General features: G+C 38.6%; 12 protein-coding genes and 2 riboswitches. Of the genes, 11 read left to right on the top strand and 1 reads right to left on the bottom strand.

Going from position 1 to position 12,575, the window contains the following annotated elements; all coding sequences use genetic code 11:
- Positions 1–232 precede the first annotated feature (232 nt).
- Both J2S17_RS03390 and J2S17_RS03385 read left to right on the top strand, forming a co-directional pair.
- Positions 233–805, top strand: coding sequence for a TetR/AcrR family transcriptional regulator (locus J2S17_RS03390; RefSeq protein ID WP_307471928.1), 573 nt, complete (start codon positions 233–235; stop codon positions 803–805).
- A gap of 81 nt (positions 806–886) precedes the next feature.
- Positions 887–3,049, top strand: a complete 2,163-nt coding sequence (locus tag J2S17_RS03385) for a YhgE/Pip family protein (protein WP_307471927.1) — start codon at positions 887–889, stop codon at positions 3,047–3,049.
- A 124-nt stretch (positions 3,050–3,173) separates the two neighbouring features.
- Here the strand turns inward: J2S17_RS03385 and yhfH are convergent, their stop codons facing one another.
- Positions 3,174–3,308 (bottom strand): protein YhfH, encoded by a 135-nt coding sequence (gene yhfH / locus J2S17_RS03380; protein ID WP_307471925.1) that lies wholly within the window; start codon positions 3,306–3,308, stop codon positions 3,174–3,176.
- A gap of 182 nt (positions 3,309–3,490) precedes the next feature.
- Between yhfH and J2S17_RS03375 the strand changes: the two genes are divergently transcribed.
- The 9 genes from J2S17_RS03375 (at position 3,491) to J2S17_RS03335 (ending at position 11,907) form a co-directional block, all read left to right on the top strand.
- On the top strand, positions 3,491–4,225 hold the full coding sequence (locus tag J2S17_RS03375) for an MBL fold metallo-hydrolase (protein ID WP_307471923.1): 735 nt from the start codon (positions 3,491–3,493) through the stop codon (positions 4,223–4,225).
- Between the two features lie 17 nt (positions 4,226–4,242).
- A complete protein-coding gene (lplA, locus tag J2S17_RS03370; RefSeq protein ID WP_307471921.1) occupies positions 4,243–5,232 on the top strand; it encodes a lipoate--protein ligase in 990 nt (329 codons plus the stop codon).
- A 263-nt stretch (positions 5,233–5,495) separates the two neighbouring features.
- Positions 5,496–7,052, top strand: coding sequence for a fatty acid--CoA ligase family protein (locus J2S17_RS03365; RefSeq protein ID WP_307471919.1), 1,557 nt, complete (start codon positions 5,496–5,498; stop codon positions 7,050–7,052).
- Between the two features lie 92 nt (positions 7,053–7,144).
- Positions 7,145–7,244: riboswitch (SAM riboswitch) on the top strand.
- Between the two features lie 180 nt (positions 7,245–7,424).
- The gene (locus tag J2S17_RS03360; protein ID WP_307471917.1) at positions 7,425–8,819 is read left to right on the top strand and encodes an LLM class flavin-dependent oxidoreductase; all 1,395 of its coding nucleotides are present in this window, start codon (positions 7,425–7,427) and stop codon (positions 8,817–8,819) included.
- Positions 8,820–8,846: 27 nt separating this feature from the next.
- Positions 8,847–9,656, top strand: coding sequence for a MetQ/NlpA family ABC transporter substrate-binding protein (locus J2S17_RS03355; RefSeq protein ID WP_307471915.1), 810 nt, complete (start codon positions 8,847–8,849; stop codon positions 9,654–9,656).
- 87 nt (positions 9,657–9,743) lie between these two features.
- Positions 9,744–9,845, top strand: a riboswitch (SAM riboswitch).
- Positions 9,846–10,382: 537 nt separating this feature from the next.
- Complete coding sequence (locus tag J2S17_RS03350) at positions 10,383–11,201, top strand: alpha/beta hydrolase (RefSeq protein ID WP_307471913.1); 819 nt, start codon at positions 10,383–10,385, stop codon at positions 11,199–11,201.
- Positions 11,194–11,361, top strand: a complete 168-nt coding sequence (locus tag J2S17_RS03345; RefSeq protein WP_307471911.1) for a hypothetical protein — start codon at positions 11,194–11,196, stop codon at positions 11,359–11,361. The genes J2S17_RS03350 and J2S17_RS03345 overlap by 8 nt, the downstream gene beginning before the upstream one ends.
- Positions 11,362–11,371: 10 nt before the next feature.
- Positions 11,372–11,542, top strand: coding sequence for a YezD family protein (locus J2S17_RS03340; RefSeq protein ID WP_307471909.1), 171 nt, complete (start codon positions 11,372–11,374; stop codon positions 11,540–11,542).
- Positions 11,543–11,583: 41 nt separating this feature from the next.
- Positions 11,584–11,907, top strand: coding sequence for a hypothetical protein (locus tag J2S17_RS03335; RefSeq protein ID WP_307471908.1), 324 nt, complete (start codon positions 11,584–11,586; stop codon positions 11,905–11,907).
- The last annotated feature ends 668 nt before the right edge of the window (positions 11,908–12,575 follow it).

Below are 12,575 nucleotides of genomic sequence, written 5' to 3'. Positions count from 1 at the left end.
TAATGTGTCTAACTTTTTTGGGTCACTTCAGAGCATCGCGACGAGGAGGCTCACAGCCCGCCTTGCAGAAAGCGGGCAACCTGAAGAGGAAATCAACCACTATCTGCGAAAAGCAACAAAGTATACGAAAACAGTCAAAATTATTATTGATATTAAAAAGATTTTATGATAAATTAAGTTTTGAACATAATGACTAAAATGTTCAATTGGTCAATAAGGAGCTGTGAGAAAATTGGCAGTCGATCGTAAACAGTTAATCATTCAAGCTGCTACTAAATCATTTTCACTTTTTGGGTATAAGGCAACTACAATGGATCAGGTAGCTAAGATTGCGAATGTAGGAAAAGGGACTATTTATACTTTTTTTAAAAATAAGGAAGAACTTTTTGATGAAATCATTTCATCTTTAATTAAAGAGATGAAAAGTGAAGCAGAGCAGGCGATTGACCCTGCACTTTCATTTCACGAAAATCTTCACAATGCCCTTTATAGAATTTTAGAATATCGTATGGAGCATCAATTAACCATTAAGCTCTTCCAAGAGGAAAAGGAAATGGGCACTCCGGCAGTCCTTGATGTGATGACCAGACTTGAAACTGAAATCATCAAGTATATTAAAGCAAAGGTCTTGCTAGGCATTGAAAAAGGTGAAATTGAAAAATGTGATCCAGAACTCACTGCATTTGTAATGCTTAAGCTATATGTCGCTTTTATTTTTGATTGGGAAAAAAGGCATACACCCTTGGATAAGGAAGAAATAGCACAGCTATTTGAGCAATATATTTTCAAAGGATTATCAAAATAGATGATCCTCATTTTTTGTCATAAATTGACCAAATGAACAATATAGTCAATAATCCACTAAAGCAATCAAGGAGGTTTTTTTTTGAGCAGTAATTTAGTAAAGGCAGAAGCAAAAGCGATTTTTCAAAATAAAAAGCTGTTAATTCCCATCATAGCGATTTTGTTCATTCCCATTCTATATACAGGTATGTTTCTTTGGGCATTCTGGGATCCATATGATCGTTTGGAGGATTTGCCAGTTGCGATAGTAAATGGAGATGAAGGGGCGGATTTTGATGGCACTGAGCTTCAATTAGGGGATGAGTTAGTAAAAAATCTTCAAGAAAGCAAAGACTTCGCTTTTAAATTCGTTGACAAAGAGAAGGGCTATAAAGAATTAAAGAATGAGCAATATTATATGCTCGTTGAAATACCAGCAGATTTCTCCCAGCGTGCGACAACCTTGCTGGACGATCAGCCACAAAAGTTACAGCTTATTTACGTTCCTAACGAAGGATATAACTTTTTATCTGCGCAGATAGGCGGCACAGCAGTAGAGAAAATTAAGTCTGCTCTATCAGAAAAAATAACTGAAACATATGCTGAAACCATGTTTGATAAGATGGGTGACTTGGCTGAAGGTCTGAATGACGCGAGCGAAGGAGCAAATGCGATTCGTGAAGGCACTGAAAAGGTGAATGATGGGTCAGTAGCACTTCACGATAATTTAAGCACGTTAGCTGAAAAGTCAATTCAGTTTAGCAATGGTGTGGATGATGCCAAGACTGGTTCAAATGATTTGGCTTCGGGTGCAAAATCGCTGGAGGAAGGACTTGGACAGCTGCTGGCCGGTCATCAAAAATTGACTGGAGCGGCAAAAGATTTACAAGCAGGAACAACGGATTTATCAGGTGGAATTAGTCAGACTAAGGATGGACTGCATGTTGTAAACAGTAATGTAGCACCTTTGATTAACGGTACTGCGGAGATAGAAAGCGGCGGAAATACTTTATCATCCGGTCTTCAAAACTGGCAGCAGCAAATGAACCAGTATGGTGCAGGTGTTGCAGATTTACAGAAAAATCTTCAAGGGCTGTTGGCGCAAATGCCTGAGGATAGCATGGAAAAAGTTCAGCTCGAGGAAGCACTTAACCAGTTAACTGCAGGCAGCCAGCAGTTAGCAGCTGGAGCAGGGCAACTGGCTGATGGCGGAACGAGGCTCGCGGGCAAGATAGGTGAATTGAATGCAGGGCAGCGGGCATTGCAATCTGGATTGACCAAGTTGGAAGAAGGGGCATCTTCACTTGAATCGGGTGCTGCTAAAATAAGTCAGGGGCAGTCAGACTTCCAAGCAGGAATAGGAGAATTTGGAAAGCAATTTGAATCAGCAGCTGCGGGCGCTTCAGAGCTTAGGGCAGGTGCTGGCGCTCTCTCAAATGGCATGTCCACCCTCCAACAAGGTTCTGCAGCCATGCAGGAAGGTGCCAGTAAATTAACGGACGGTGCCGGCAAACTTACTGAAGGAAACCAGGAGCTGTTAAATGGTTCCGGTGAACTAGCCAACAAGCTGGGCGAAGGAGCAGAAAAGGCAGGCTCAGTCAGTGCAACCGATCAGACTTTCGAGATGATGGCAGGTCCGGTCGAGATAGAAAATAATAGAATCAATAAAGTGCCAAATTACGGCACTGGATTTGCGCCATATTTCCTTTCTCTTGGCTTATTTGTAGGAGCGTTATTATTATCTATTGTTTTCCCTTTACGTGAACCAGTAACAGCTCCTAGAAGCGCTTTTAGCTGGTTTTCAAGTAAATTTGCTATTATCGCAGGAGTAGGTATTCTGCAAGCGTTGATTGCCGTATTCTTATTGATTGGATTATTAAAGATCGAAGTACAAAGCTTGCCATTATTTATTTTGTTTGCGATTATAACCAGCTTAACATTTATTGCGTTGATTCAATTTTTCGTGACTGCATTTGGCGATCCTGGCCGTTTCATTGCGATTGTGATATTAATTTTGCAATTAACGACAAGCGCCGGAACTTTCCCGCTTGAATTGATTCCAACACCGTTGCAAGCCTTCAATGCGTTTTTACCGATGACTTACACAGTAGCTGGATTTAAAGCGGTTGTTTCAAGTGGGGACTTCCACTTTATGTGGCAAAATGCAGGAGTGTTATTTGGATTTATTGTCTTATTCCTTGTCTGTTCCTTCACTTACTTTAAGCTTGCTTTTAAAAAGAAATATAGTGTGGGAATGGAAGAATAATATCTAATTTTATTCGTTTTTGTGGAGAAACAGAGTAAGTAACCAATCGGCATTAAAAAAGCTCTGAGCATTAGTGCTCAGAGCTTTTTCCCATCGTGTATGAATAAAATATCAATCTATCATATTATAAATCTGAAATTCCAAGGCAATGATCACATTTATTTCCATAGCATTCATGTTGCTCTTCCATTGACTTCCCACATTCTGAACACTGTTTCGCTGGCAAATTCCTAAAGAAATCCATAATGTTTTGAATCATGTTGAAGCCTCCTAATTTTCTGATTTGTTTAATTTGTTTAATTTATTTAATTTATTTCATTGTATTATAACAGAAAATAAATGTCAACATCTGTTTCAGTACAAAAGTAAAGGAATGAAAAAATGGGCATATTCTAGTATATTGATGTAAGGGATACTTTTCACTGATAAGGAGGAATAGGATTGAATTTTACGGTGATAGGCAGTTGTGGTGGTTATCCAAAAGCAAACGAAGCGAGTGCTGGATATTTACTCGAACATAAAGGGTTTTATTTGCTTATAGATTGTGGAAGCGCAGTTCTTTCAAAAATGCAAAGCTTTTTTCAACCTGAGGATTTAGATGCTGTAATTATCTCGCATTACCACCCAGATCATATTGCGGATATTGGTGTGTTGCAGCATGCCCGATTAATTCAAGGATTTTTAGGAATGAAGCGAGATTGTTTACCGGTTTATGGGCATGCTCTAGATGAGCAAGAATTTGCAAAACTGACTTATAAAGAAATAACTAAGGGTATACCTTACGAATCGGAAATGCCAATCAATATTGGTCCTTTTACCATTACTTTTTTAAGGACAGATCATCCAGTCCCGTGTTTTGCCATGCGAATAGAAGCTGATGGTCATGCCATTGTATATACTGCAGATACTTCTTTTAAGGAAGAACTTGTGACTTTTAGCAAGGAGGCAAATTTACTAGTGAGTGAATGTAATTTTTATAGTCACCAAGAAGGGAAAGGTGCAGGTCATATGAATAGCCACGATAATGGCAAGCTGGCAAACTCTGCAAATGTGAAGCATCTTCTTTTAACACATCTGCCCCATTATGGTACTATTGATAAGTTGAAGGATGAGGCTTCGGCTTATTATAAAGGTCCTATTTCACTTGCTGAATTTGGATTGTCCTTTCATATATAAAGAGGAGTGGATATGTAATGTTATTTATTGATAACCAAGGGATAACAGATCCAAGAATTAACTTGGCAATAGAGGAATATGCATTAAAAAATTTAGATATTAATGAATCTTATTTGCTATTTTACATAAATGAACCTTCAATCATCATTGGGAAGAATCAAAACACGATTGAAGAAATCAGTACAGAATATGTTGAGGCAAATGGTATTCATGTTGTTCGTCGTCTTTCGGGCGGCGGAGCCGTTTATCATGATTTAGGAAACCTGAACTTTAGTTTCATAACAAAGGATGATGGGGAGAGCTTTCATAACTTCTTGAAATTCACTGAACCTGTTGTAAAGGCTCTGAAGAAATTGGGTGTCAATGCTGAGTTAAGCGGACGTAATGACCTTACAGTTGATGGCAGGAAGATATCCGGGAATGCGCAATTTTCCACACGGGGAAGAATGTTCAGCCATGGTACTTTAATGCTTGATTCCGAAATCGAAAATGTTGTTTCAGCACTTAGGGTGAAAAAAGACAAGATTGAATCAAAAGGGATTAAATCTATTCGTAGTCGTGTGGCAAATATCTCTGAATTTCTAAACGAAAAGATTACAATCGAGCGGTTTCGTGAATTACTATTAAAGAATATTTTTGATGGTATTGAGGATATTCCTGAGTACAAGCTTCAAGAGGAAGATTGGAAGGAAATTGATAAGATCTCCAAAAATAGATATCAAAATTGGGATTGGAATTATGGCAAGTCACCAAAGTTTGATTTGCAGCACTCTCATCGTTTTTCAGTTGGCTCAATTGATATTCGTCTCGATGTGAATAAAGGCGAGATAAAAGAGTGTAAAATTTATGGAGATTTCTTTGGGGTCGGCGATGTAAGCGAAATTGAAGATAAACTGATTGGTATACGTTACGAGAAAAGCGAAATAGACAAAGCTTTAGAAGATATTAATATCAAGCATTATTTTGGAAACGTAACTAAAGAAGAGTTTGTTAATTTAGTGTATTAATTTATTTGGAGTGTTCACATAAAAGTGGACACTTTTTTTTATGTGGTCATTTAACTTTATTATGTCATTTCGCTTAAGAACACAGAGGAAGGAGCCTTTTATAATTTTAAATAGCTATTTTTCTATTAATTAATAAAAATTTTTCTAAATCTTCGATAAAAACAGACAACATACTTGAATGCGGAAATTTCTTTTAATATAATATATTTAGAAAACTATTATTTCGAAATGAATGATTATTCATTCAGAAAAGGGGGAGAAACTTGAATTTAACAAGTCAGCTTCACAAAACAGCACAAGAAAAAGGGCACAAAACAGCATATTATTTTATGGATCAATCAAGTACATATGCAGAACTTGATGCGTCTGTAACAAAATTTGCCTCAGGTTTATCATCAATTGGTATTAAAGAAGGAGACAATGTTGCGCTCTTATTAGGTAATACTCCGCAATTTGTTATTGGTTTGTACGGGGCGATGCGCTTAGGGGCAAAGGTGATTCCAATCAATCCTATTTATACACCCGATGAAATTGGCTATATTCTTAATAATGGAGATGTGAAAGCAATCATTATGCTTGATCTGTTAGTGCCATTAGCAGAAAAAATACATGGTTTGCTGCCTAAGGTGGAGCATTATATTGTATGTGAGACACCTCAAGGGCAAGAAGCAGGACAAGATGCTTCTGAATTATCTGTGTTTTCAAAAATGAAATCGTTTACACAGCTAGTGTTATCCGGGGATTTGGATTTTAAAGGTCCTGAACTGGAAGAGGATGAAACGGCCATTATTTTGTATACTTCTGGTACTACGGGCAAACCAAAAGGTGCGATGCTCACCCATCGCAATCTTTACAGCAATGCAAAGGATGTAAGTGATTACTTACATATCACTGAGGATGATCGCGTCGTTACAACTTTGCCGATGTTCCATGTGTTCTGCTTGACTGTAGCGCTAAACGCACCGCTAATGAACGGCGGAACGATCTTAATTGATCCAAGATTTAGTCCTAAGGAAATTTTCCGATTAGCTGAAGAGTATAAGCCGACTGTATTTGCAGGTGTGCCAACAATGTACAATTTCTTATATCAATATCCTGAAGGGAATGCTGAAGCATTTAGCTCTTTCCGGTTATGTATTTCTGGAGGGGCTTCAATGCCAGTAGCTTTATTGCAAAACTTTGAAAAGAAATTCAATGTCCTTGTTTCAGAAGGGTATGGACTGTCTGAGGCTTCACCAGTTACATGCTTTAACCCGCTTGATAGACCAAGAAAGGCAGGTTCAATTGGCCGCTCAATCATGAATGTAGCAAATAAAGTAGTCAATGAGCTTGGAGAGGAGCTTCCTGTGGGTGAAGTGGGAGAATTAATCGTTCAAGGTCCAAATGTAATGAAGGGATATTATAATATGCCTGAGGAAACAGCTGCAACCATTAAGGATGGCTGGCTCTATACAGGAGATTTGGCCCGAAAGGACGAAGAGGATTACTTCTACATTGTTGATCGCAAGAAGGATATGATCATTGTCGGAGGCTATAATGTTTATCCAAGAGAAGTAGAAGAAGTTTTCTATAATCACCCGGAAATTGTTGAAGCAGCAGTCCTTGGAGTGCCGGATCCAAATACAGGTGAGGCAGTGAAATGCTATGTTGTCTCGAAAAATCCGAATCTAACTAAAGAGGATCTATTAGACTATAGTAAAGAGCGTCTGGCTAAATATAAAGTCCCTTCTTCTATCGAGTTTTTAGAAGAACTCCCTAAAAACACGACAGGGAAAATTTTGCGCAGAGCATTAAAGCAGCAAGTTACAGAAATAAAATAGTGGGAAATTTCTAAAATCAATTGACAATATCAATTGATTGCTTTAGATTAATATTATTGAAAAGAACTATTTAATTGAATAGCCTATATTCATTCTTATCTAGAGAGGTGGAGGGACTGGCCCTTTGAAGCCTCGGCAACAGACATTTTGCACTGTGCCAATTCCAGCAAGCGGACGCTTGAACGATAGGATAGAGATTTAAGATGTTTTCTTAACCTCTTCCTATTTCGGAAGAGGTTTTTTTTGATTGTGAATCTAGGCAGACAAATGAATATTTTGCTGATTGGACCACCAAAAGCATGCAAGTGATGATTGTTAATCATCTCTCTTTGCTTTTGGTGTTTTTTATTTTCTTAGAGGGAGTGGATAGAAATGACGAAAGAAATCATATTGAATGCATTTGAAATGACAAGTGCGATGCATAATTCTCATGGTTTATGGAAGCATGCGGACTCTAAAAGGCATCGGCTATACAAAGATTTAGAATATTGGATTGGACTCGCTAAGCTGTTAGAAAAAGGGAAATTCGATGCTGTATTTTTTGCCGATGTTCTAGGTGTATATGACACATTTAAAAAGAGCAAGGAACCATCCATACGCGATGGTCTGCAATTTCCTGTGAATGATGGTGCTTTTGTCATTCCTGCCATGGCAAGTGTAACCAAGCACTTGGGATTTGCATTAACGGTGAGTACAACGTATGAATCGCCATTTGGAAATGCACGGAGGTTTTCAACCTTAGATCATTTAACAAAAGGACGTGTAGCTTGGAATGTAGTCACCTCTTACCTGCCTAATGCAGCTAGGAACTTTGGGCTGAAGGATATGATTAAGCATGACAAGCGCTATGACATTGCAGACGAATATTTAGATGTTTCCTATAAATTATGGGAGGCAAGCTGGGAAGATGGGGCGGTTATTGAGGATCATGCAAGCGGGGTGCTGGTTGATTCTTCTAAAGTTCATGAAATTAATCATTCAGGTGAATATTTTGATGTAGAGGGACCGCATTTAAGTGAACCCTCTTTGCAAAGAACACCAGTCATTTACCAAGCAGGTACTTCTCCAAGAGGGCGTGAATTTGCCGCAAAGCATGCAGAATGTGTATTTGTAGGGGGTCCAACACCGGAAAGAATCCGACATTATACAGAGGACATTAGAGAGCGGGCTGCTTCATATGGTAGAAATCCTGAACATATTAAAATCTTTTCTTTTCTAACTGTCATTGTCGGCAAAACGACGGAAGAAGCAGAAGAGAAGTTCGCTGAGCTCAATCGACTATGGAGTGCTGACTCTGCCAAAGCGCAATTTGGGGGTGCGAGTGGCTACGATCTCGCAGAATATGAAAATGACCAGCTGGACGATCCATTTGAATTTAAAAAGACGGAGCATGGTCACTATAAAGCGGCATCTTTAACAAAAGATGCATCAAAAAAATTATCAGTAAAAGAAGCACTTGCCCGACTGGAAGGGCTTGATAGAGAAACGATCATTGTCGGCAATCCAACCGAGGTAGCCGATGCAATTCAATATCAATTCGAGGCTTCAGGAGTAGATGGCTTTAATTTAAACCATTTGGTTACACCTGCAAGTTTAATAGAGTTTATTGAATTAGTTGTCCCTATTCTACAAGAAAGAGGACTATATAAAACTGAATATAAGGACGGAGCATTAAGAGAGAAGCTTTTTGAGCATGGCAGCCCAGTTCTAACGAGTGATCACCCAGGCAGCAAACATAGGAAAGGTGTTCATTCTGTCAATCGTTAATATCAAAATGGATATAGAGGTGCTAGTATGAAAAAAATATGGCTCACGTTTATATTAGTTGGATTTGTGATAGGGCTGTCAGCATGCAGCTCTGCTACAAGTGAGGAGAAGAGGAAGCTCGTTTTTGGTGCTACAGTTCCATATAGTGATATGTTAAAAGAAGGGGTTGTTCCTATCCTTGAAAAGAAAGGCTACTCTGTTGAAGTAAAGGAATTTAATGATTATGTACAACCGAACATTGCTTTGGATAGCGGTGATTTAGATGCAAATTTATTTCAGCATAAGGTATATTTAGAGAATTTTAATAAAGAAAAGGGCTTGGAGTTAATCGATGTTGTTTCAGTGCCGACTGCTCCAATTGGGATTTATTCTGTACAATATGGTTCATTAGATGAGATTAAAGAAGGAAGCACCGTAGCAATCGCCAATGATCCGACAAATTTAGCACGCGGTCTGACTGTATTAAGAGATGCAGGATTATTAAAGCTTGCTGAGGAAATTAATCCTGTGACAGTGACGGTGAAGGATATTGAAGATAATCCGAAGAATTTAAAGTTTCATGAAGTCGATGCTGCACAGCTGCCTCGTTCACTTGAATCTGTAGATTTAGCCGCAGTCAATGGAAACTTTGCTGTAGCTGCAGGGCTTGATCTAACAACGGCAATCTATCGAGATCAAATTCCTGATGAAATCCAAAACCGCATTGTGGTAAGAGATGGCGATAAAGATCAGCAATTTGTAAAAGATATCATAGAATCCGTTGAGTCTAAAGAATTTTTACAAGTAATTGATAAGCATTTCCAAGGATTTCATAAGCCGAAATGGATGGAAGAATAAACCTAGTCAAAAGTCTTAATTTTCAAAAATATATTGACAGTCATTTTATTATGTTTTAAAGTAATAATACAAAATAAAATAATTGTTTTCTTATCCAGAGAGGTGGAGGGACTGGCCCTTTGAAGCCTCGGCAACAGACTTAATTGAACTGTGCCAATTCCAGCAAGCGGAAAGCTTGAAAGATAAGAAGAGATAAAGATCGGTCCTTTTACCTCTTCTTATTTAAGAAGGGGTTTTATTTTGTGCATAATTAAATTTATCTCTCTTAAATCTGTATGAAAATGCATAACTCATAAAACAAATCGTCTATATTGGCTGGATGGTTAGGAGAAGTATTTGTATAAAGTTGATTAAACACATTGGTTAAATCGGAATTTGTTAATTGAGTTGCTGATTGGACCTCCAAAGGCATTTTTGTAACTAGAGAAAAGGTCGGTGGGAAAGTTAGCGGATGAGCTAAATGATCTGTGCTGGCTGTAGTGGCTAGCGCCTAGAGGTCACGAATGAACGGAAGTAAAGACCACCTTTATTTCATTCGCGTTTTATGCTTGTCGGGGCTGAGCGAGCCACCTCCGCATTTCAAGAAGTCCAGCTGCGGTGGCTAGCCCCTCGAGGTCATAAGTCACGAATGAATTGAAGGTAAAGACCACCTTCATTTCATTCGCGTCTTATGCTTGTCGGGGCTGAGCGAGCCACCTCCGCATTTTATTAAAGGGAGGCTGAGAAATGGAACAGTCAACAAGAGTGATCGATGGTGCAGAGTCATTTTTCTTCGATGGTAATGATACAGGCATTCTCATTTTACATGGGTTTATTGGTACACCTCAAAGTGTGAGGTATATAGGTGATGAGCTCGCTCAGTTGGGTTACACAGTATATGCACCCAGGTTAGCTGGTCATGGAACAGATTATCTTGATTTAGAGGAATGTACGTATCATGATTGGCTGCATTCCGCAGAGATAGGTTTGGAGAAGTTAAGAAAGCACTGCAAGTCAATTTTCATACTCGGACAGTCGATGGGCGGTACCTTGACTATATTGTTAGCTGAAAAGTTCAAGGGGATAGCAGGTATCATTCTTATAAATACTGCGTTATCCATTCCAAACCTTGACTATTTAAAAGGGAATACGATTCAGCAATATGTGGATGAGGGGACGCCTGATATAAAAGATAAAGAGGCGGATGAGATTATCTATAAAAAGGTGCCTGTGAAAGCCATTCATGAAATTCAAAAACTCATGGATATTGCCCCAGCAAGTATAAAAAGAATTCATTGCCCGCTCCTCTGTTTTAAATCGCTCGAGGACCATGTCGTACCTCATGAAAACACGGATAAGATTATAAAAGAGGTCGGTTCTCAAGATAAGGAGGTAAAAATACTCCAACATTCATATCATGTGGCCACGATGGATTTTGAAAAGGATCGAATTATAGAAGATAGTCACCTCTTTATTCAAACCCGAGTGTCTGCTGGTTATTTAGAAGATAGACAAAAGGAAGAATGGAGACTGCAAGGGAAAATTGGAGGACGGGAAATTGGCTAAGATTCTGCAAAATGCCATTAACAGGAGACGAAAGTTCCTGATTGCGTACCTAACAAAGGCTGACGAAACTAAATATCCAATTGCTGTATTAACAAACTTAACATTATCAGAACTAGAAGAAGAGTACAGGGATATTAAAGAAAATACATTGAGGAAATAAGGAGGCTTCCATGGATAAGTATATCGATCAAGAAAAAATCATTACAATCGTTTCCACATTGAAGCAACTCGAATATGGCTGTGTAACTGTGACTGTTCATGAAGGGGAAATTACCCAAATTGATATTACTGAAAAAAAACGATTTGCTCTAAAAAAGAAAGTTCTTTCAAAGAGTAAGTAAGAGAGAATTACTACGTTCTGCATGATAAGGAGGCTATGGTCATGCAACATAAGGATAATGGGATAGTAAAACAATTAAATGAGAAGAAATCCCTAGAAAAAAGTCATTACTTAAATTTACCGGACTTACAGTTTTTCAATTGGTGCAGTGAAAATTTTAAAATCAATAAGGGTGTCTTTAATACTGTTGATGAATGGTTTTATAAAAACGGTGTGGAAAACATTATGGTTCGCCGCATATATCTTCTTGCTTTCTTTGAATATGTCGCTGCCAACAGTGAAAACGTGAATAAGCAAAAAGTGATCCGCTTTGGACATGGCGGCCTGATAAGAAAGCTGCAGGATTTTAAGAGAATAATAGATTAAGAAGGTGACTTTGCATTAATCGAGTTTGGGGATTCCAATCTCAAATCACGTGGATTCCGTTTTTCAGATGAGAATGCGGGGGATTCCAATCTCAAATCACGTGGATTCCGTTTTTTAGATGAGAATGCGTGGGATTCCAATCTCAAATCACGTGGATTCCGTTTTTCAGATGAGAATGCGGGGGATTCCAATCTCAAATCAAGCGATATCTGTTTTTTAGATGAGAATGCGGGGGAATTCAATCTCAAATCAAGCGATATCTGTTTTTCAGATGAGAATGCGGGGGATTCCAATCTCAAATCACGAGAATTCCGTTTTTCAGATGAGAATGCGAGGGATTCCAATCTCAAATCAAGCGATATCTGTTTTTCAGATGAGAATGGGGGGATTCCAATCTCAAATCACGTGGATTCCGTTTTTCAGATGAGAATGCGGGGGATTCCAATCTCAAATCACGTGAATTCCATTTTTCAGATGAGAATGCGAGGGATTCCAATCTCAAATCAAGCGATATCTGTTTTTTAGATGAGAATGCGGGGGAATCCAATCTCAAATCACGTGAATTCTGTTTTTCAGATGAGAATGCGTGGGATTCCAATCTCAAATCACGTGGATTCCGTTTTTCAGATGAGAATGCGGGGGATTCCAATCTCAAATCACGTGAAGTC

This window comes from Cytobacillus purgationiresistens (assembly GCF_030813235.1).
Classification (GTDB): domain Bacteria; phylum Bacillota; class Bacilli; order Bacillales; family Cytobacillaceae; genus Cytobacillus; species Cytobacillus purgationiresistens.
The sequence above is the reverse complement of the archived record's forward strand: the minus strand, read 5'-3'. Positions and strand labels throughout refer to the sequence as shown.

Coding starts and splice junctions, on each gene's coding strand:
- yhfH (WP_307471925.1), bottom strand. CDS start 3,308: ATGATTCAAAACATTATGGATTTCTTTAGGAATTTGCCAGCGAAACAG.
- lplA (WP_307471921.1), top strand. CDS start 4,243: ATGTTATTTATTGATAACCAAGGGATAACAGATCCAAGAATTAACTTG.
- J2S17_RS03360 (WP_307471917.1), top strand. CDS start 7,425: ATGACGAAAGAAATCATATTGAATGCATTTGAAATGACAAGTGCGATG.
- J2S17_RS03355 (WP_307471915.1), top strand. CDS start 8,847: ATGAAAAAAATATGGCTCACGTTTATATTAGTTGGATTTGTGATAGGG.
- J2S17_RS03350 (WP_307471913.1), top strand. CDS start 10,383: ATGGAACAGTCAACAAGAGTGATCGATGGTGCAGAGTCATTTTTCTTC.
- J2S17_RS03340 (WP_307471909.1), top strand. CDS start 11,372: ATGGATAAGTATATCGATCAAGAAAAAATCATTACAATCGTTTCCACA.
- J2S17_RS03335 (WP_307471908.1), top strand. CDS start 11,584: ATGCAACATAAGGATAATGGGATAGTAAAACAATTAAATGAGAAGAAA.